Consider the following 18,163-nt stretch of genomic DNA (forward strand, 5'->3'; position numbering starts at 1 on the left):
GTGTCAGTCCTCATCGAGTACGGCGCTCAGGCGGACCCGGCGCTTGGGTGCTTCGTCCTTCGGAACAGTGCCCACGATCCCGGCGGTGTCGTCCGGGACCTCGAACACGATCAGCGGTTCGCCAACGTTGATCGTGTCACCTGGCGCACCGTGAATACGCACCACTTTACCCGCCTGTGGGCTGGGCAATTCGAGGGCGGACTTGGTGGTTTCCAGCTCCACGATGGGCTGGTTGCGTTCCACCTGCTGGCCCGGTTCCACCAGCCAGTCCAGCACGGTCGCTTCGATGAGGCCTTCGCCCAAATCGGGAAGCGGGAAGGAAATTTCAGCCACGGCGATACTCCAGTACGCGTTGGATCCCAAAGAGGATGCGATTAATGTTCGGAATGTGCTCGTCTTCGAGGTCGCCGGAGGGGTAGGGGACGTCGAAGCCGGTGACCCGTTCCACCGGCGCCTTGAGTGTTGCGAAACAGCTCTGCGTGATGAGCTGGGCAACTTCTGCGCCGAGGCCGGAAGTCAGTGGCGCTTCATGAACGACGACGGCGCGCCGCGTCTTCCCGACGGACCGCGCCAGTGCTTCGGCGTCAATCGGTTTCAACCAGCGCAGGTCCAGGACCTCGACGTCGATGCCGTCCTCTGCTGCCAGTTCAGCAACCTGCAGGCACCGCGAAACCATGGCACCCCACGCTATGAGTGTCAGGTGCCGGCCCTCCCTGGCCACGCGGGCGCCGGTGAGGCCGCCGTCGACGTGCGCTGCTGTGCCTGGGGTGGGGTTGGTGACGTCCAGGGGCCCTTTTTGCCAGTAACGGGATTTCGGCTCCATGAAGATCACCGGGTCCGGACGCGTGGCAGCGTACTTGAGAAGGTGGTACGCGTCGTGCGGGGTGGAAGGGGAGACCACCTTGAGGCCGGGTACATGGGCGAACAGGGCCTCCAGGCTTTCACCATGGTGCTCGGGTGCGCGGATGCCACCGAAGCTGGGGACGCGCAGCGTGATGGGCATCGGCAGGGTCCCACGGCTCCGGTAGTTCATCCGGGCGATCTGGCACACGATCTGGTTGATGGCCGGGTAGGCGAAGCCATCGAACTGGACCTCGGGGATGGGGTGGAAGCCGGCCATGGCGAGGCCAACCGACATGCCCAGGATGCCGGACTCAGCCAAGGGAGTGTCGAAGACGCGTGCTTCGCCGTGCTTGGCCTGCAGCCCATCGGTGATGCGGAACACGCCGCCCAACCGTCCGCAGTCCTCGCCAAAGATGACGGCCTTGGGGTTCTCGGCCAGGATCTCATCCAGTGCACGGTTGAGCGCCTGCTGCATGGACACTTGCTGTACGCCGGCTGCAGCCGTTTCCGTGCTGTTGTCTTTTAGTCGCAGATCGGTGATGGTCTCAGGCATGTTCTGACTCCTCGCGCCACGCGGTGGCCTGGGATTGAAGGGCTGGCGTTGGTTCCTGGAAGACCAGGCTGAACATTTCGGCGCCGGGCCTTGGACCCAGGTCCGCTATGCCCGCCCGGACGGCCTCTTCTTCTTCTGCGGCCAATCGCTGCGCGTCCGCGAAGAAGGCCTCGTCGGCCACGCCGTCCGTGAGCAGCCGCTGTTTGAACCGCTCCAGCGGATCTTCGCCTGCGTCCAGGCGTTCTTCCTCCAGCGTGCGGTACCGTCCCGGGTCATCAGCGGTGGAATGAGGGCCGCGCCGGTAGGTCATGGCTTCAATCACAACGGGGCCGTTTCCTGCCCGGCAGTGCGCGAAGGCAGAACGGGTCGCTTCGAAGACAGCCACCACGTCGTTGCCGTCCACCTGCAGGGACGGAATGCCGTATCCGGCCGCGCGCGCCGCGACGGAGCCGCCGGCCACCTGGCGTTCCGTGGGGACTGAGATGGCCCAGCCGTTGTTCTGGATGAAAAACACTACGGGGGCCTTCATGACGGCGGCGAAGTTCATGGCTTCGTGGACGTCACCCTGTGAGGAGGCGCCGTCGCCGAAGTACGTCATGGCGACGCCCAGGTCACCCTCTGCGTCGCCGGCGAGGGTTTGGCCGTGCGCCCATCCCACAGCATGCAGGACGGAGCCTGCCACGACAGCCTGGATGGGAGCGAACCTGGACTCCAAGGGGTTGTACATGCCGCCATGCCAGGTGGCTTTGTGGGTGGCCATGTAGCCCACCATGTCCAGGCCCATGGCCCGGGCTACGCCCATTTCGCGGTAGGTGGGGAACACAAAATCGCGGGTCCGGTCCACGGCGTAGCCGCTGCCTACCTGCGCGGCTTCCTGGCCGAGCCCGGGGGCATAACCGGGAATGATGCCTTGGCGCTGCCAGGCCACGGCTGAGGTGTCCAGGTGCCGGACTGCTGCCATCAGCGTGTACAGCTCACGGAGTTGATGGTGGGTGAGCGGGGCCGCGTCGTCATCGACGGCGGCCAGCACAGATTTGGTCGTCATGCTGTGACCCTAGTCACCCAGTAGAGCTGTGCGCAAACAGCACAGCTGATAGGAAACACTTTGCACAATTTGGGCACATAAAGAAGCCCTGCATAGTACAAACTGTGCAGGGCTTCTTGATGGTGATGAACAGTCGGTTTACTCCACGAGTGTGGGCTGCTTGGCGGCCTTGGACTTGGCGTTGATGAAGCAGCCGGCGGCGATGACCAGGATCAGGATGAACGTTCCGATCAGTTGTCCGGCACTTTCCGGGTTGGCGAAGCCCACCACCAGAATGATGCCGAGCAGGATGAGGCCAATGATGGTGAGTACGGGGAAGCCCTTCATGCGCAGCGGCAGTTCTGTGCCTTCCCTGTCAGCCCTGCGGCGCAGGATGAGCTGCGACACCAAGGCGGTGCCCCAGACCACCAGGCAGGTCGAACCCACGAGGTTCAGCAGTGCGGGCAGGATTTTCTCGGGGAACAGCAGTTCCAGGACCGTTGCTATGAAGCCAAAAGCGACGGAAATTCCGACGGCGGCGACCGGAACCTTGGAAGCGCTCAGGCGGGACAGGAACCGGGGAGCTTCCCCGCGTTCGGAGAGGGAGAAGATCATCCGGGAAGCGCCGTAAAGGTTGGCGTTCAGTGCAGAGAGCAAGGCGACGACGGCCACCAGGGTGATGGCAGCGCCGGCGCCCGGGATGCCGGCCAGGTCCAGGACTCCGGCGAACGGAGACTTCAGTCCGTCCGAACCGACCGGGAGAACAGCTGCGATGACAAAGACGGAGCCAATGTAGAAGACCAGGATGCGCCAGACCACGGTGCGAATGGCTTTGCCCACGCTGTGGGCGGGGTTCTCGGTTTCGGCGGCAGCAACGCTGACGATTTCGGTTCCGCCGAAGGCGAAGATCACGACGAACAGTGCTGCAGCAATGCCACCGATGCCGTTGGGGGCAAAGTCACCGAAGGTCGAGAGCCCGGGGGAGGGGACGTTCGGCAGCCATCCGAAGAGCAGCGCTGCGCCGATCAGCAGGAAGATGACGATAGCGGCGACCTTGAGGATGGCGAACCAAAACTCGAACTCACCGAAGTTGCGGACGCCCACGAGGTTGATGCCGGTGAAGACCACCATGAACACCAGGGCGAGGATCCATACGGGAATCACGGGCCAGATCGAGAACAACAGTCCGGCCGCGCCGATGGCTTCTGCGGCAATGACCACCACCAGTTGGAGCCACCACAGCCAGCCGATGGTTCCGCCGGCGGTCTTGCCCATGGCCTTCTCTGCGTACACGGAGAACGCGCCGCTGTTGGGGTTGGCAGCCGCCATCTCACCGAGGGCCCACATGACCAGGATGATCAGCGTGCCGGCGACGAGGTAGGAAATGAGCACGGCCGGACCTGCAGCTTGGACCCCGGCGCCCGAGCCGAGGAAGAGGCCTGCTCCGATCGCACTGCCGAGCCCCATCATGGTGAGCTGGCGCGGTTTGAGCGAATGGCCGAGGCCGGATGTTGGGGCAGGAGCCGCGATGGACTTCGTTGTCATACGTGTCTACCTTCTATGGATTGCATGCTGGTTTGGCGTGTGGGCCTCATGGGCTTGGCACGCGGGCGTCGACGACGCAGCAAGAGCCGTGGAATAATTCTCGCAGTTTGTAAGATACATCACTTTTTGCTGTGGCGATGTGATGGGTATGGATCCCCGGGGACAGGAACTTTGATGCTGGTCGATGCGCTTGATGCAAAAATTGTACGTTTCTTCACGGATTCACCGCGATCTTCCGTGTTGGAGGCCTCCCGCGTGCTCAGGGTTGCCAGGGCTACCGTGCAGTCCCGGATTGATCGAATGATTGAGAACGGGGTCATCGGCTCGTGGGTACCGCAGCCCGACCCGGCCAATTTTGGTTTTCCGGTGGTGGCGTTCTGTTCGGTCACCATCACACAGGAGATCGGCCACGACGCCATCATTGAAAGCCTGAGCGCCATTCCCGAGATCATCGAGGTCCATACCGTCACGGGGAACTCGGACCTCATGGTGCGGATTGCGGCACGTTCCAACCCGGACATGCAGCGCGTCCTTGATGCCATGATCGCCACAAAGTCGGTGGTCCGGTGTTCGTCGGTCATCGTGCTCAACAGTCACATCCAAGGCCGCACCCTGCCGCTGATGGAGGCCGCAGCCAAGACAGTGTGACGTCAGGCATTTTGCCAAGCGCCTGTTGAGTCGTACCATTAGTTCTAGTCAACATGACTTTAACTAGTTCTCCAAGTTACTGGTGGAGCGCTCCAGGCGGCGATGAAGCGAGGTGAACGCCGTGAACAGCAACTCAGCGAACGTCGCCGAAAGGCGGCTTGCACCGCCGTCGTTGGCTATTTCTACGGTGATTTTCGCCCTTCGCCCCAGCGAGAAGTCCGGCCGCCCTACGCTGTGGCTGCCGTTGGTCCGGCGCATCCGCGAGCCCTACAAGGACATGTGGGCCCTCCCGGGCGGGCCGTTGGCCCACGACGAGTCCCTCCAGGACGCGGCGTCGCGAAACCTCCGTGAGACCACCGGGCTGACCCCGCACTACCTTGAGCAGCTTTACGCTTTCGGTGGTCTTCACAGGTCGCCCACCCAGCGTGTTGTCTCCATCGTGTACTGGGCTTTGGTGCAACCCACCGAAGCTGCTTTGGCCGACGAGTCAGAGAATGTGCGGTGGTTCCGGGCCGACCGGCTCGGTGAACTCGCCTTCGATCACAACGCAATCGTGGAATACGCCTTATGGCGGCTCCGCAACAAAATGGCCTATGGGTCCATCGCCTACCACCTGCTGGGCGAATTCTTTACCCTCGCCCAGGTCCGCGAAGTCTATGAGGCCGTTCTGGACCGTCAGCTCGATCCCGCAAACTTCCGCCGACACGTCAAGGCAACACCGGAAATCGAAGAAACCGGTCAATACCTTCAAGGCGGCAAACACCGCCCACCCCGCCTCTACCGCTTCACCGGCACGCCCGGCCTCGGGCCAGATAACAGGAGTACACCATGAGCAGCGTCAACACTGCCGTCCAGCTGATCACTCGCGAGGAAGCCGAGAAGGGACTTTCCCGCGCAGGGTCCACGTGCAGCCCGGCCTTGGCCAGGGGCCCATGGGAATACGACCTTGCCGAAGCCCTCGCCGGCGAGCCCGCGTATGGGCCCGGTGCCTCCAGCAGCGACGTCGCCCCCAAGGCCACCCCACGCCAGGGCCAGTTGCCGGAGGAGTACAAAAAAGCCTCCGACGCCGAACTGGACGCCCGGATTCGGGCCGCCAAGGCAACACTCGGGGACCGCGCCGTCATCCTGGGGCACTTCTACCAGCGCGATGAGGTCATTCAGTATGCCGACTTCGTCGGCGATTCCTTCCAGCTTGCCAACGCGGCCCTCACCAAGCCCGACGCCGAAGCCATCATCTTCTGCGGCGTGCACTTCATGGCGGAAACCGCCGACATCCTTTCCACGCCGGAGCAAGCTGTCATCCTGCCCAACCTCGCAGCGGGTTGCTCCATGGCCGATATGGCGGACGAAGACTCCGTGGAGGAGTGCTGGGAACAGCTGGAGGAGATCTTCGGCACCGAGCCGGACGCATCAGGCCGCGTGCCGGTCATCCCCGTCACCTACATGAACTCTTCTGCTGCGCTGAAGGCTTTCTGTGGCCGCAACGGTGGCATCGTCTGCACCTCCTCCAACGCCAAGGTGGTCCTTGAATGGGCCTTCGAGCGTGGTCAGCGCGTCCTGTTCTTCCCCGACCAGCACCTGGGCCGCAACACTGCCAAGGCGCTCGGAGTCCCGCTGGAACAGATGCCCATGTGGAACCCGCGTAAGGAACTGGGCGGCAACGATGAACAGCAACTGCTCGACTCCAGGGTGATCCTGTGGCATGGCTTCTGCTCGGTCCACAAGCGCTTCAACGTGGGCCAGATCGAAAAAGCCCGCCAGGACTTCCCCGGCGTCAACGTGATCGTCCACCCCGAATGCCCTATGGAGGTAGTGGACGCAGCCGACTCCGCCGGATCCACGGACTTCATCAAGAAGGCCATAGCAGCTGCCACGGAACCCACCACTTTCGCCATCGGCACCGAGATCAACATGGTGAACCGGCTCGCTGCGGAAAACCCGCAGCACACCATCTTCTGCCTGGATCCGGTCATCTGCCCGTGCTCCACCATGTACCGCATCCACCCGGGCTACCTCGCCTGGGTCCTTGAGGAGCTGGTGGAAGGACGAGTGGTCAACCGCATTACCGTGGACGACTCCGTGCAGGACAACGCCAAGATTGCGCTGGAGCGCATGCTGGCAGCCAAGCCTGCCTAACGGTCGGGCATACCCCAACGGACTAGCCGAATCGAGCCCCACATGACTACAGAGAGCCTTGCTCGCGGCCCCGGGCCCCAGCGGCTGATCGTCGTCGGAAGCGGCATCGCAGGACTGTACTCAGCCCTGCTGGCCGCGGAAGCCGGGGCGGAAGTGGTGTTGCTGACCAAGGGAGCCCTTGCAGACAGCAACACCTACTACGCCCAAGGTGGCATCTCGGCTGTGCTGGACGAGCCTGCTCCCGGAGACACTGTTGCCGCCCACATTGCCGATACCCTCACAGCCGGTGCTGAGCACTGCAATGAAGAGGCAGTGCGGGTGTTGTGCACCGAGGCGCGGCTGGACATCGCCGGGCTGGGGCGGTTCGGCGTCGAGTTCGACCTTGACGACGACGGCGACCCCGCCTTGGGTCTTGAAGCCGCCCACTCCGCTCCACGGATCCTGCACGCCGGCGGCGATGCCACCGGCGCCGGGGTGGCGGCCGCACTGATCCGCACTGTCCTGGACTTTCAGGCAGCCGGCAAAATCCAGGTCATCGGGCACGCCCACGTCACGTCGCTCTCGCTGGGCGGACAGCATGGTGGCCGTGTGGTGGGGGCCAATTTCCTCCACGAAGGGCGCCACCTCGGCGTCCATGGCGACTCCGTGTTGCTGGCCACCGGGGGCGCCGGACAACTTTTCGCCCAGACCACCAACCCCTCCGTCGCCACAGCGGATGGCCTGGCGCTCGCCTGGCGCGTCGGCGCGGCCGTAGCCGACCTTGAATTCTTCCAGTTCCACCCCACCTGCATGGTCCTTCCGGCCGAAGCCCGGGAGGTGGAAGGCAACAACGACCCCCTGCTGATTTCCGAGGCCGTCCGCGGGGAAGGTGCCGTCCTCGTGGACGCCCAGGGTCACCGGTTCATGCCCGGCTACCACCCGGACGCCGAACTCGCACCCCGGGACGTCGTCTCCCGCAGCATCGCCCTGCACCTGGCAAAACTCGGCGATCCCAACGGCCATGTGTTCCTCGACGCCACCGTGATCGAAGAGCAGAGGGGCAGCGGCTTCCTGGCCAAGCGCTTCCCCACCCTCAGCAAGAGGACCCGCCAAGCAGGCGTCGACTGGACCCGGGAACTGGTCCCCGTGGCGCCGGCGGCCCACTACTGGATGGGTGGGGTGGTGACCGACCTCTACGGCCGCACCTCTGTTCCTGGGCTCCTGGCTGCAGGCGAAGTGGCTTGTACCGGTGTGCAAGGGGCCAATCGCTTGGCAAGTAACTCCCTGCTTGAGGGGCTGGTGTTTGGGCGGCGGGCTGTTGACGTTTTTCTCTCTGGTGAGTCGCCTGACGGCACCGCCGGCCCCTTGGCGCCTGCGCTCGCGCCTCGAACCGGCGATCGCCTCGCAAGCTCGGCGGCCGGTTCGGGCGCTCACGCTACAACGGCGCTGTCGAGGCCTCCGGCACCGCTGGAATTGTTGGAGGGTCATCCGCTCGCCCACCCTGCCTCCACCAGTGGGTTCTCACGCCACGCGCTGCGGCTCCTCATGACAGCTAAAGCTGGCGTGTTGCGTGATGGTCAGTTGTTGGCTGCGGCCGCGGAAACTCTTGGGTCTTGGGAGGGTGAGGTTCTGCCCTTGGATGTTCCTGATTCCTTCGATGTCCGGGAACATGAGGACTCCAACCTTCTGCTGGCTGCCCAGTTGCTCGTGCGGGCGGCCCGGGAACGGCGGGAGTCCTTGGGGGCGCATTACCGCAGCGACAGCGTGGGGGAACCAGCCGCCGTCGACGATTTTGACAAGCGTTACACCATGAGCCGGAAAGTGAGCCTCGTCCATGACTAACCTGACCCTCCCCGCAGCCCCTGTCCGGGACATCCTGGAGCGGGCATTCGCGGAGGACGCACCCAGCGGGGACATTACCTCCCAGTTGCTGATCCCCGCTGACGCCCGGGCAACCGCCGTGCTGAACGCGCGGGTTCCCGGTGTCTTCAGCGGCGGTACCGTGTTCCGCGATGCCATGAAGCTTGTGGACCCTGATACCGAGGTGGAACTGCTGCTCGCCGATGGTGAAGCGTTCGACGCCGGCACGCACCTTGCGCGGGTCAGCGGCAGCGCCCGCTCCGTGCTCCTCGCTGAACGCGTTGGGCTCAACCTGGTGCAGCGGATGAGTGCCATTGCTACGAAGACCGCCGAATTTGTCCGGCTCGTGGAAGGTACCCGCGCCAGGATTACGGACACCCGTAAGACCACGCCCGGCCTGAGGGTCCTTGAACGCTACGCTGTGCGCTGTGGTGGGGGAGCGAACCACCGCTACAGCCTGTCCGATGCCGTGCTGGCCAAGGACAACCACCTGGCCGTCATGACCGGCGGCGACTCCACCAAGCTCACTGAGCTGTTGGTTGCTGCCAAAGCCCAGCTGGGCCACACCACGCACTTCGAAGTTGAAGTGGACCGCGCTGAGCAGATCGAACCCGTGCTGGCGGCCGGCGTGGACACCATCATGCTGGACAACTTCTCCATCGAGGAACTCAGGGCCGGGGTCAAGCAGGTGGACGGCAGGGCCATGGTGGAAGCCAGCGGCAACGTCAATGTCACCACCGTCACCGAAATAGCCGCGGCCGGCGTGGACGTGATCTCCATTGGGGGCCTGACCCACAGCGTGAGCGCCCTCGATCTCGGCCTCGACGTTGTCCTAGAGACAGCCTGACGGTCCCATGATCTTCCTCGACGCCGCAGCCACCACCCCCGTACGCCGCGAGGCACTTGAGGCCATGTGGCCGTACTTGAGCGGTGAGTTCGGCAACCCCTCCAGCCACCACACCCTGGGTGAAGCGGCAGCAGCAGCGCTCGCCGGGGCGCGTGCCGGCGTCGCGAAGATCCTCAATTGCCGTGCGGGGGAGGTCACTTTCACTTCCGGAGGCACTGAGGCAGACAACCTGGCCGTCAAAGGCATCGCGCTGGCCCGGCGGTCGGCTGATCCGACACTGAACAGGGTGGTCATCAGCGCGATCGAACATCCTGCAGTGGAGGAATCGGCGAGGTACTTGGAGCGGGTGCACGGCTTCATCGTGGATGTGCTGCCGGTGGACGCTGAGGGCCTGGTGTCGGTTGAGGGGCTGAGGGCCGTGGTGCGGCCCGAAACGGCATTGGTCAGCATCATGTACGCGAACAACGAGATCGGAACGGTCCAGCCGATTCCAGCCCTGGCAGCAGTGGCGCGGGAACACGGCGTCCCCTTCCACACCGATGCCGTCCAGGCTGCCGGGTGGTTGACCTTGGACGTCAAGGCGCTCGGGGTGGATGCCCTGAGCATGTCCGGACACAAACTTGGTGCCCCCAAAGGATCCGGTGTGCTCTTCACCAAAGGGCGGCTCCGGGTGGAGCCCTTGGTTCACGGTGGGGGCCAGGAACGGGGTAAGCGCTCGGGTACGGAGAACGTGGCTGGCGCCGTGGCATTGGCCACCGCGTTGTTGTTGGCCAGCGCGGAGCAACCAGAGCAGTCCGCTCGAGTCTCAGGCTTGAGGGATCAGTTCATTGAACGGATCCGGGCTGGTGTCGCGGGCACTGTGGTCACTGGCCACCGACTGCAGCGGTTGCCATCGGTGGCGTCCTTCTGTTTCCCGGGCACCAGTGGAGAATCGGTGTTGCTGGAGCTTGAGCGCCTTGGCGTAGTGTGTTCCAGCGGCTCGGCCTGCGCTGCGGGATCCGATGCTCCGTCACCTGTCTTGGTGGCCCTGGGCATCGCACCTGAAACGGCACAGACGGCCGTGCGCTTCAGCTTCACCTCGACTGTCACCGAAACAGAACTGGAGCAGGCCGCCGACGCCGTGGAAACCGCCGTCGGACGCGTCCGGAACCTGGCATCCCCGCAAGCGGGATAGCTGCACTGTGGCCGGTTGCCGCAGTACGACGGGTTACACGTGCCGGGCGCGCCGGAAAATCCAGTGCCTCAGCAGGGTAAACCGAACCGCTGTGGCCACGAAGCCGGACAACGTAGTAGTCCACAATTCTTCGGTGACTGTGGCTTCCGGCCTGATGAGGTGCAGGACGCCCAGGCTGCCTCCCGTGATGACCAAGGCAATGGCGATCACTATGACGCCACTGAGGTGGTCCCGGGTGCGTTTGTTCTTTCCCGTGATCTTGAACGTGAGCCGGCGGTTCAGGGCAGTATTCATCAGGGACGTCACAATCAGTGCCACGGCGTTGGCCAGCTGAGGGTCAATCCATGGACGCAACAACGCGTAAATGGCCAGCGAGCTTGCCGTGCACAACACTCCGACTCCGGTGAAGCGGGCCAGTTGCCGCACGACGGGGTATCTGAGGACTCCGCGGTGCCGTGTGCGGGGTGGTTGCTGTGGGGGAGACGGGCGCAGCTCAGTGGCGTCCGCAGCTGTCTCCATGGCTTAAGCCTGACACATCAAGCGGGCTGGTCCTCCCAGGATGCGCTGGTGACGGGGTTCCGGAGCTCGCCGATTCCTTCAATCCGGCACACCACAGTGTCGCCGGGTTGAATGCGGGCGCACTCTGCGGGGAACCCTGTCAGCACCAGGTCGCCGGGCTGGAGGGTCATGAACGAGCTCAGGTAGACCAGGATCTCGTCCACCTTCCAGCCCAGGTCAGCAGAACTGGCGGTCTTGAGTTCATTGCCGTTGTGCACGATCCCGATCTCCAGGTTCGAGTCGTCAAGATCGGTGACCATCCAAGGCCCCGCCGGCGTAAACGTGTCCTGGCTCTTGGCACTGATCCAGAGCTCGTCGGTCTTTTGCAGGTCCCGTGCCGATACGTCGTTGCCGATGGTGTAGCCAAGAATCGCTGACCGGGCTGTTTCCAGCGTCAAGCCCCGCGCAGGGCGCCCGACGACGACCGTCAGTTCCGCTTCCGGGTCGACGTAGCCCACGCCGGAGTCCAGCTGGATGGCTTCCCCCGGGCCGATCACGCTCGATGCCGCCTTGTGGAAAGCCTGGGGCGGCAGGTCACGTCCCGGCTGCCCGGTGTTGTGTGCCATGCCAAAGACGTTCACAGGCACTGAAGGCGCGAGGAAAGTAAAAGCATCCTGGCTCACCACGGCGCCCAGCTCCCACCCTTTCCTGGCAGGGCTGTTGGCATTGGCCCTCGACGCCGGGAAAGGGGACTCCACCACAGTCCACCTGGTGCCTTCCACCGAAGTGAAATCCGGGGCGTCGTTGGCCACAAAGAAGTACTCGTCGGGGTACTGGCGAGCCAAGGGTTGGCCGGCGACGGTCGGAACGGGGGTGGGGCGGACACGGGCGATGCGGCGGGGGGCAGGCATGGTCATGATGACATCCTACGTCCTCCCTGCCTGATGCCTCGCGTTGTGGGGCCCGCTTTACGTCCTGTGGCAGAGTCTTGGCGCGCAGGGCAGGCCCCGCAACGCCTCATGCGAGCGGGGCCGATCCGAAAGCAACACTGAACCGATCGCACCAAAGCACCACGGACGTCAGCCCCGTGATGTCGGTGCCGGCCGGAACAACATAGTTTTGGTTGCCGTGCGTGGCCTTGATGGGGCCAAGGTCCACATAGCGTCCCGAGCGGTATTTGAACCAGTCTCCGCCGGCCTCCTGGCTGCTGAGCCAGACCTTGACGTCAGGTCCGTCACTGCTTGCCAAATTCTCGAGGCGGAGCAGATGGCTGCCGTCGGGGAGCATCAACAGCTGCGCCGTGCCGGTGGTTTGATGTTCCTGGGATTGGAAAATGCCGCCGCCCACCACTGCCGGGCCGCTGGGTGGAGCCTGGCTTGGCACGGCCTGGCTTGGCGGCGCGCCCGCCGTCCCGCCAGCCGACGGTTGACCCGTGGACACACCCACTACCGGCAGCGCCTCATTGACGCTGCTGCTGGTGAACAGCCGCCACGGTTGGAAGAGCGCAGCCGCTACCACCACCACTGACAGGATCAGCACTCCGACCACCGCAGCAAGGGTCCTGTGGTCCCGTATGAAACTCCGCCATCGGTTCATAGCTCAAGGCTAGGCTTCACGTCATCGGAGCGGGGGCTTCATTGCTTACGGTACGGTGACGTGCTGTTGCCTGGGCCGTTCCCCGGAGGAACCTGGGCGGCAAACCCAGCCACCGGGCTTAGAATCCGACTCATGCGGCTGGCGATCATCGGACTGGTTCTCCTTGTGGCAGGCGGTGTCACCGTGGCCACGGGCGTCCTGCCATGGCAGGAAGTAGCGGTCCTGGTGGACCGGGTGGCGCCTATCCTGGGGTTCGTCGTCGCAATGACCGTGGTGACAGAGCTCGTCAGCGAAGCCGGCACCTTCCAATGGATCGCGCGGCGGCTGCGTCGGTGGGGCCGCGGCAGCGGTGTCCTCCTCTGGCTGCTGTTGGCGTTGTTCGCGATTTTGAGCACCGTTTTCCTGTCGCTGGATACGACGGCGGTGCTCTTGACGCCGGTGGTGGTCACGGTGGCCCGACAAACGGGTCTCCCAGTCCTGCCCTCCGCCCTGACAACGGTGTGGTTGGCGAATACGGCAAGTCTTTTGCTCCCGATTTCCAACCTGACCAACCTGTTGGCCCAGCACCATCTTGGCAACATCAGTCCGATACGGTTTGCCCAGCTGATGTGGGCGCCATCGTTGGCGGCAATACTGGTTCCCCTGGCCTTCATCGCCGTGGTATTCCGGGGCGACCTTCGCAAGACCTATGCCCTCGATGCTGCACGTCCAGCCCAGGTCCCACGGGCGACTCCTGTAGCGGACAGACTCCTGCTGGTGGTCAGCGCAGCAGTCCTGGTGTTGCTTTTGCCCGCGTTGGTGTCCGGTGTTGCCATCTGGATTCCGGCCACAGGGGCAGCCCTGATCCTTGCCGGGGTGTTTGCCTTCCGACGACCCAAAGTCCTCACTGTGACGCTGGTTCCGTGGTCGTTGTTGCTGTTCACCTGTGGCCTCTTCCTGGTGGTGGAGGCTACCCAATACCTCGGTGCCTCAGTGCTGCTGGGACAGGTGGCAGGCCAGGGAAGCGGGTTCATTGAGCTGCTCAGGCTGGCCATGACGGGCGCCCTGGGCTCCAACCTGGCCAACAACCTTCCGGCATATCTTGTGGCTGAGCCCCTGGCGGGAAGTCCGGAGCGGGTGGCCGCGCTGCTGGTGGGTGTGAACGCAGGTCCCTTGATCACGCCGTGGGCTTCGTTGGCCACCCTGCTGTGGCATGACCGGCTGATGCGGATGAATGTGCTGATCACATGGAAGGGCTACGCCGTGTACGGCCTGATCGTGGCACCGCTGACCATCCTGGCGGCCGTCGCGGCGCTCGCAGCTGCTGGCGCGGGAGGAACGTTTGGTTAGCCCACGTACAGTTCGCCCACCGGAACTTCCGTGGCCAGGCGGTTGTCCGGCCCGGCCAAGGGGCACGCCCACGCTTCGTTGTAGGCGCAGGAGGGGTTGTAGGCGAAATTGAAATCAAGGATGAACTCCTGTTCTCCGGACGAATTTCTTGTCCCGTGGAAGGAGCCCTTGACCGTGTCCAGCAGGTAGCGGCCCGCCCCGTAGCTTCCGCCGTCCTTCCCAGCTGTTGCGTCGCGGAACGGGACAAAGATCCCGCCGCCGTAGCTCCGGAGCCGCCACACCGCCAACGAGCCCAGGCCGGTCAGCTCGAAAGTACCGATGCGGACGAACGGCACCACGCCATCGGTGCCCGTCTCAACATTCATTTCCTGCCCGGAGCCGTGGGGAGAGAGCACCGCGTATTTGCGGAAGGCGGGGTCGTAGCCGGCTGTGCGGAGTCCTGTGAATGAAGCCTTCATCTCCGCAGTCAGCGCTGATGCTGGATGGGTGGCGAACATCAGGTCCCGCTCCTGGCGCCAGAAAACGTGGGCGTCGAACGGGTTGGTGGCCGCCAGTTGACGCACTTTGTCGTACAGCGCGAATGTCCGCAAGCGCCAGTCAGCAATATCAACCGCTGACATGGTGGGGATGTCGTCCTCGAAATAGTCCTGGTGATCGGGAGCCATACCCTCAGCCTAGTCCTGTGCGTGTCGCGGTATCGCCGCCGATAGGCTGTGGTCATGAAGGGCATCATGAACCTGGAGTGTGTTCCGGTGAAGCTCGCTGCCTTGGTGCTGGCAGGGTCGGTGCTCGCCGCAGCTTCCGCTTGTTCAGCTGAAAACAAGGGACCCCAGGTCTCTTCTACGGCGACGTCGAAGCCCAACAGTCCGGAGTCGGGTACAGGCGCGCCAACAGACAGTTCGACGGCGGAACCCGGCACGGCGGGCAACCCACCTTCCGCAACGCCTGGTTCCGGAGGGACGGCAGCCTCGGCTGATCCGGCCGGCGCCAGTCCCAGTCCCAGCGGGGCAGCAACAGCGCTGTCATGGAAGACGTATTCGGATCCGGCCAAGACTGTCAGCTTCGATCTGCCCAGGGATTGGATTGCCCAGTCGGTAACTCCGGATGCGGGTTCTTTGGCGGGAGCAGTGAAGGTGGAAGTCAAGGACGGTGGGGGCAGCTATGTTGCCACCCTCCAGACAGGCCTGCCTCCATCCACTCCGGTGGATTGCCCGGCCGGCCAGGGGCGGCCGTATGTGGTGATCAGCAGCGTCCCCTTGGACGTCCCCCATTCGGATGGTCCGGACACCATTGACCCGCGGGTCGTTTTCCGGGTGATCCAGGGCTACAAGTTTTTCGGTTCCTACGGCATCACCAACATGGTGGCGGGGGCTGATGGGCAGTCGTGCGAACTCCGGAACCGGGTGTTGGGACCGGCGGGAAAGGGCGACTATTCGTTTGGTGACGTCCCCGCCCTTCATGCGTTTGCTGCAGATGAGAAGGTGGCGCCGGCCAAATCCTTCGACACTCTGGACCTGGCCGCGAAGTACGCGGTCCACGGTTCTGAATTCGCCAATGTCCAGCGGATGCTACTGTCTCTGAAGGTCAATCAATAGTCCCGCGATTGGCTGCTTCACACATACGGCGCCGTTGGGGACTGCCCGCCGCAACATATCCCGGAGATCAATGGAACGCAACGTTGCTGCCACGCTCGTTTTCAAGACCGCAGCCAGCACCAAAGTAGCCATGGCAATAGCCGTGGCCCGGAATTCCGGTTACGACTCAGTGACGGAAACCCTGTCCATCACCTCCGCCGGTGACGAGCTTCCCTTCGCCGAACTCAGCGACCACCACGGTGGCCGATTCCATTACCTTGAGTTCACCGAGCCCAGTGAAGTGACGGTGGAGTACCGCGCCACTGTTCACGGCTTTGGCATCCCTGAAAAGTCCACTCCCATGGAGTTGATCCGCTACGTCAGGCCCAGCAGGTACGCGGAGTCTGACAGGCTGCTGCCCACCTCCTACGCCGAGTTTGGCTCGCTGCAAGGAGCCGAACTGCTCCAGGCGGTCCGCAACTGGGTCAACGCGGAACTCCGCTACGTCAGCGGTTCGTCCCGGGGTACCGATGGTGCCGTGGAAACGTTGCTGCACCGCAAGGGGGTGTGCCGCGATTTCGCCCACCTGGCCATTGCGTTGTTGAGGGCCAAGGATGTACCTGCCCGGCTCGCAGCTGTGTACGCCCCCGGGTTGAGTCCCATGGATTTCCATGCCGTGGCCGAAGCGTACATTGACGGTGCTTGGTACATTGTCGACCCCACGGGCCTGGCACCCCGTGAATCCATGCTGAGGATCACGGCAGGCCGGGATTCCTCGGATACGGCGTTCCTCTCCACTGTGGGTGGCAGCCTGACACTGAAGACCCTCAAAGTCAGTGCCTCGGTCAATGGCGAGCTCCCGGTAGAGGATCTCCGGGAGCCCGTCAGCCTTCGTTAGTGTCCCGCCACGGACGCACGGAGTTTTTCCGTTAGACGAAGGAGTTCGCGCTGTTCTTCGGGGGTGAGGGCCGGTCCCACCAAGTGGGCGATGTCCCGCACGTGTTCCCGCCCGATCGTTTTTTGAAGTTCGCTGCCCGCTTCGGTGAGTGAGAGCAACACTCCGCGGCCGTCGTCGGGGGCTGCCGTCCGCTCCACCAAACCGCGCTTCTCAAGACGGTCCACCAAGCGGCTCAGGCTCGACTGGCTCAACAGCACTTTGTCGTTGATTTCGTTGAGCCGGAGCTGCCCCGACGGGCACTTGGAGAGCGTAAAAAGAACGTCGTATTCCTTGACTGGAAGGGTTTTGAACGCCGGTCCTGACTGAAGCTTCCGCATCACCGCCACCTGGGAGCGGAACAACGACTCCCAGGTTTCGGCGGCGAGGCGAACGGCGGAGGACGCAGCGCCCGTTGGACCGGACATCAGGCGTCCTGCCCCGCGGCACCGGCAGTTGCGGATTCGCTGACTTTTTCTTCCAATGCTGCGGCAACGCGGGATGCGTGCGTCGGAGCATCCGGCACGTGTGCCGGCTTCATGGCAGCATATTCCTTGCGCAGGACGGGAAGGACTTCCTCGCCGAAGAGGTCCAACTGCTCCAGGACAGTCTTCAGGGGAAGGCCGGCGTGGTCGATCAGGAACAGCTGGCGCTGGTAGTCCCCAAAGGCCTCGCGGAAGGTCAGGGTCTTTTCAATGACTTCCTGGGGGCTTCCTACGGTCAATGGCGTCTGGGAGGTGAAGTCCTCCAGCGACGGTCCGTGGCCGTAGACCGGCGCATTGTCGAAGTACGGGCGGAATTCCTTGACAGCGTCCTGGGAGTTCTTCCTCATGAAGAATTGCCCGCCGAGGCCCACAATCGCCTGATCTGCCTTGCCGTGTCCATAGTGCTCGTAACGCTCGCGGTAGAGGCCGATCAGCTGCTGGTAATGCTCCTTGGGCCAGAAGATGTTGTTGGCAAAGAAGCCATCGCCAAAGTACGCAGCAACCTCTGCGATCTGCGGCGTACGGATGGAACCGTGCCACACGAACGGAGCCACGCCGTCGAGCGGTCGAGGAGTGGAGGTGAAGTTCTGCAGCGGCGTGCGGAACTTGCCGGACCAATTGACGGTGTCCTCATCCCACAGCTTGCGGAGCAGGCTGTAGTTTTCGATCGCGAGTTCGACGCCGTCCTGGATGTTCTTGCCGAACCAGGGGTAGACCGGCGCCGTGTTGCCACGGCCGAGGACCAGGTCCACGCGGCCGTCGGAGAGGTGCTGAAGCATGGCGAAGTCTTCGGCAATCTTCACCGGATCATTGGTGGTGATGAGCGTGGTTGCAGTGGAGAGCGTGATGCGCTCGGTCTGCGCGGCGATGTAAGCCAGTGTGGTGGTGGGGGAGGAGGAGAAGAACGGCCGGTTGTGGTGCTCGCCCAGGGCGTAGACATCCATACCGATTTCTTCGACCTTTTTTGCGATGGCAACGGACGCCTTGATGCGTTCGTTTTCCGTGGGCGTGTGGCCCGTGGTGGGGTCAGTGGTGATGTCACTGACGCTGAATACGCCGATCTGCATGATGTGCCTTTCTCCCTGCCCGTGGTCCCGGGCTCTTTCAACAGTGTACCTCAAACTAGATGCATTTGCAT

The 18,163-nt window shown here is 63.6% G+C and carries 19 protein-coding genes; 9 read left to right on the forward strand and 10 right to left on the reverse strand.

Annotation, left to right across the window (positions count from 1 at the left end):
• Window positions 1-3: 3 nt before the first annotated feature.
• The 4 genes from WBN73_RS06150 to WBN73_RS06165 all read right to left on the reverse strand — a co-directional run bounded on the left by WBN73_RS06150 (window position 4) and on the right by WBN73_RS06165 (window position 3,965).
• Entirely contained in the window at window positions 4-333 is a 330-nt protein-coding gene (locus WBN73_RS06150; RefSeq protein ID WP_017200407.1) for a biotin/lipoyl-containing protein, read from the reverse strand.
• Window positions 326-1,396, reverse strand: coding sequence for an alpha-ketoacid dehydrogenase subunit beta (locus WBN73_RS06155; RefSeq protein ID WP_337339691.1), 1,071 nt, complete (start codon window positions 1,394-1,396; stop codon window positions 326-328). The genes WBN73_RS06150 and WBN73_RS06155 overlap by 8 nt, the downstream gene beginning before the upstream one ends.
• Window positions 1,389-2,441: a thiamine pyrophosphate-dependent enzyme gene (locus WBN73_RS06160; RefSeq protein ID WP_337339690.1), complete on the reverse strand. Its 1,053-nt coding sequence runs from the start codon at window positions 2,439-2,441 to the stop codon at window positions 1,389-1,391. The genes WBN73_RS06155 and WBN73_RS06160 overlap by 8 nt, the downstream gene beginning before the upstream one ends.
• Window positions 2,442-2,579: 138 nt before the next feature.
• Window positions 2,580-3,965 (reverse strand): amino acid permease, encoded by a 1,386-nt coding sequence (locus WBN73_RS06165; protein WP_280623058.1) that lies wholly within the window; start codon window positions 3,963-3,965, stop codon window positions 2,580-2,582.
• Between the two features lie 174 nt (window positions 3,966-4,139).
• Here WBN73_RS06165 and WBN73_RS06170 point away from each other — a divergent pair, with 174 nt between their 5' ends.
• From WBN73_RS06170 to WBN73_RS06195, 6 genes are all read left to right on the forward strand, one after another.
• Window positions 4,140-4,613, forward strand: a complete 474-nt coding sequence (locus WBN73_RS06170) for an Lrp/AsnC family transcriptional regulator (RefSeq protein ID WP_207593857.1) — start codon at window positions 4,140-4,142, stop codon at window positions 4,611-4,613.
• A gap of 112 nt (window positions 4,614-4,725) precedes the next feature.
• The gene (locus WBN73_RS06175) at window positions 4,726-5,445 is read left to right on the forward strand and encodes an NUDIX hydrolase (RefSeq protein WP_337339689.1); all 720 of its coding nucleotides are present in this window, start codon (window positions 4,726-4,728) and stop codon (window positions 5,443-5,445) included.
• On the forward strand, window positions 5,442-6,749 hold the full coding sequence (nadA, locus tag WBN73_RS06180) for a quinolinate synthase NadA (protein ID WP_337339688.1): 1,308 nt from the start codon (window positions 5,442-5,444) through the stop codon (window positions 6,747-6,749). Before WBN73_RS06175 ends, nadA begins: the two co-directional genes overlap by 4 nt.
• 42 nt (window positions 6,750-6,791) lie before the next feature.
• Window positions 6,792-8,570 carry an L-aspartate oxidase gene (locus tag WBN73_RS06185; RefSeq protein WP_337339687.1) on the forward strand — a complete coding sequence of 593 codons (1,779 nt, stop codon included), beginning with the start codon at window positions 6,792-6,794 and terminating at the stop codon, window positions 8,568-8,570.
• On the forward strand, window positions 8,563-9,435 hold the full coding sequence (nadC, locus tag WBN73_RS06190; protein WP_337339686.1) for a carboxylating nicotinate-nucleotide diphosphorylase: 873 nt from the start codon (window positions 8,563-8,565) through the stop codon (window positions 9,433-9,435). Before WBN73_RS06185 ends, nadC begins: the two co-directional genes overlap by 8 nt.
• A gap of 7 nt (window positions 9,436-9,442) precedes the next feature.
• The gene (locus WBN73_RS06195) at window positions 9,443-10,609 is read left to right on the forward strand and encodes a cysteine desulfurase family protein (protein WP_207593852.1); all 1,167 of its coding nucleotides are present in this window, start codon (window positions 9,443-9,445) and stop codon (window positions 10,607-10,609) included.
• Between the two features lie 33 nt (window positions 10,610-10,642).
• Here WBN73_RS06195 and WBN73_RS06200 read toward each other — a convergent pair whose 3' ends face one another.
• The 3 genes from WBN73_RS06200 to WBN73_RS06210 all read right to left on the reverse strand — a co-directional run bounded on the left by WBN73_RS06200 (window position 10,643) and on the right by WBN73_RS06210 (window position 12,703).
• Window positions 10,643-11,128: a GtrA family protein gene (locus tag WBN73_RS06200; RefSeq protein ID WP_337339685.1), complete on the reverse strand. Its 486-nt coding sequence runs from the start codon at window positions 11,126-11,128 to the stop codon at window positions 10,643-10,645.
• Between the two features lie 17 nt (window positions 11,129-11,145).
• Complete coding sequence (locus tag WBN73_RS06205) at window positions 11,146-12,024, reverse strand: fumarylacetoacetate hydrolase family protein (protein WP_337339684.1); 879 nt, start codon at window positions 12,022-12,024, stop codon at window positions 11,146-11,148.
• Window positions 12,025-12,124: 100 nt separating this feature from the next.
• Window positions 12,125-12,703 carry a DM13 domain-containing protein gene (locus WBN73_RS06210; protein WP_337339683.1) on the reverse strand — a complete coding sequence of 193 codons (579 nt, stop codon included), beginning with the start codon at window positions 12,701-12,703 and terminating at the stop codon, window positions 12,125-12,127.
• A gap of 132 nt (window positions 12,704-12,835) precedes the next feature.
• Here WBN73_RS06210 and WBN73_RS06215 point away from each other — a divergent pair, with 132 nt between their 5' ends.
• On the forward strand, window positions 12,836-14,032 hold the full coding sequence (locus WBN73_RS06215) for an SLC13 family permease (RefSeq protein WP_337339682.1): 1,197 nt from the start codon (window positions 12,836-12,838) through the stop codon (window positions 14,030-14,032).
• On the opposite strand, the gene WBN73_RS06220 is transcribed toward WBN73_RS06215, so the two are convergent.
• Entirely contained in the window at window positions 14,029-14,697 is a 669-nt protein-coding gene (locus WBN73_RS06220) for a DUF1684 domain-containing protein (protein ID WP_337339681.1), read from the reverse strand. The two genes, WBN73_RS06215 and WBN73_RS06220, sit on opposite strands and share 4 nt — an antisense overlap.
• Window positions 14,698-14,751: 54 nt before the next feature.
• Between WBN73_RS06220 and WBN73_RS06225 the strand changes: the two genes are divergently transcribed.
• Window positions 14,752-15,627, forward strand: a complete 876-nt coding sequence (locus WBN73_RS06225) for a hypothetical protein (RefSeq protein WP_337339680.1) — start codon at window positions 14,752-14,754, stop codon at window positions 15,625-15,627.
• 70 nt (window positions 15,628-15,697) lie between these two features.
• Entirely contained in the window at window positions 15,698-16,504 is an 807-nt protein-coding gene (locus WBN73_RS06230; protein WP_207593846.1) for a transglutaminase-like domain-containing protein, read from the forward strand.
• Here WBN73_RS06230 and WBN73_RS06235 read toward each other — a convergent pair.
• Both WBN73_RS06235 and WBN73_RS06240 read right to left on the reverse strand, forming a co-directional pair.
• Window positions 16,501-16,968 carry a MarR family winged helix-turn-helix transcriptional regulator gene (locus WBN73_RS06235; protein ID WP_207593845.1) on the reverse strand — a complete coding sequence of 156 codons (468 nt, stop codon included), beginning with the start codon at window positions 16,966-16,968 and terminating at the stop codon, window positions 16,501-16,503. The genes WBN73_RS06230 and WBN73_RS06235 overlap by 4 nt on opposite strands.
• The gene (locus WBN73_RS06240) at window positions 16,968-18,092 is read right to left on the reverse strand and encodes an LLM class flavin-dependent oxidoreductase (RefSeq protein ID WP_207593844.1); all 1,125 of its coding nucleotides are present in this window, start codon (window positions 18,090-18,092) and stop codon (window positions 16,968-16,970) included. Before WBN73_RS06240 ends, WBN73_RS06235 begins: the two co-directional genes overlap by 1 nt.
• Window positions 18,093-18,163: the final 71 nt, after the last annotated feature.

The organism is Paenarthrobacter sp. CCNWLY172, assembly GCF_037402035.1.
Lineage (GTDB): Bacteria > Actinomycetota > Actinomycetes > Actinomycetales > Micrococcaceae > Arthrobacter.

What these genes read in the sequence shown, in the direction of transcription:
- WBN73_RS06155 (WP_337339691.1), bottom strand. Translation starts at nt 1,396, where the DNA reads ATGCCTGAGACCATCACCGATCTGCGACTAAAAGACAACAGCACGGAA.
- WBN73_RS06160 (WP_337339690.1), bottom strand. Translation starts at nt 2,441, where the DNA reads ATGACGACCAAATCTGTGCTGGCCGCCGTCGATGACGACGCGGCCCCG.
- WBN73_RS06165 (WP_280623058.1), bottom strand. Translation starts at nt 3,965, where the DNA reads ATGACAACGAAGTCCATCGCGGCTCCTGCCCCAACATCCGGCCTCGGC.
- WBN73_RS06170 (WP_207593857.1), top strand. Translation starts at nt 4,140, where the DNA reads ATGCTGGTCGATGCGCTTGATGCAAAAATTGTACGTTTCTTCACGGAT.
- nadA (WP_337339688.1), top strand. Translation starts at nt 5,442, where the DNA reads ATGAGCAGCGTCAACACTGCCGTCCAGCTGATCACTCGCGAGGAAGCC.
- WBN73_RS06185 (WP_337339687.1), top strand. Translation starts at nt 6,792, where the DNA reads ATGACTACAGAGAGCCTTGCTCGCGGCCCCGGGCCCCAGCGGCTGATC.
- nadC (WP_337339686.1), top strand. Translation starts at nt 8,563, where the DNA reads ATGACTAACCTGACCCTCCCCGCAGCCCCTGTCCGGGACATCCTGGAG.
- WBN73_RS06195 (WP_207593852.1), top strand. Translation starts at nt 9,443, where the DNA reads ATGATCTTCCTCGACGCCGCAGCCACCACCCCCGTACGCCGCGAGGCA.
- WBN73_RS06200 (WP_337339685.1), bottom strand. Translation starts at nt 11,128, where the DNA reads ATGGAGACAGCTGCGGACGCCACTGAGCTGCGCCCGTCTCCCCCACAG.
- WBN73_RS06205 (WP_337339684.1), bottom strand. Translation starts at nt 12,024, where the DNA reads ATGACCATGCCTGCCCCCCGCCGCATCGCCCGTGTCCGCCCCACCCCC.
- WBN73_RS06210 (WP_337339683.1), bottom strand. Translation starts at nt 12,703, where the DNA reads ATGAACCGATGGCGGAGTTTCATACGGGACCACAGGACCCTTGCTGCG.
- WBN73_RS06215 (WP_337339682.1), top strand. Translation starts at nt 12,836, where the DNA reads ATGCGGCTGGCGATCATCGGACTGGTTCTCCTTGTGGCAGGCGGTGTC.
- WBN73_RS06220 (WP_337339681.1), bottom strand. Translation starts at nt 14,697, where the DNA reads ATGGCTCCCGATCACCAGGACTATTTCGAGGACGACATCCCCACCATG.
- WBN73_RS06225 (WP_337339680.1), top strand. Translation starts at nt 14,752, where the DNA reads ATGAAGGGCATCATGAACCTGGAGTGTGTTCCGGTGAAGCTCGCTGCC.
- WBN73_RS06230 (WP_207593846.1), top strand. Translation starts at nt 15,698, where the DNA reads ATGGAACGCAACGTTGCTGCCACGCTCGTTTTCAAGACCGCAGCCAGC.
- WBN73_RS06235 (WP_207593845.1), bottom strand. Translation starts at nt 16,968, where the DNA reads ATGTCCGGTCCAACGGGCGCTGCGTCCTCCGCCGTTCGCCTCGCCGCC.
- WBN73_RS06240 (WP_207593844.1), bottom strand. Translation starts at nt 18,092, where the DNA reads ATGCAGATCGGCGTATTCAGCGTCAGTGACATCACCACTGACCCCACC.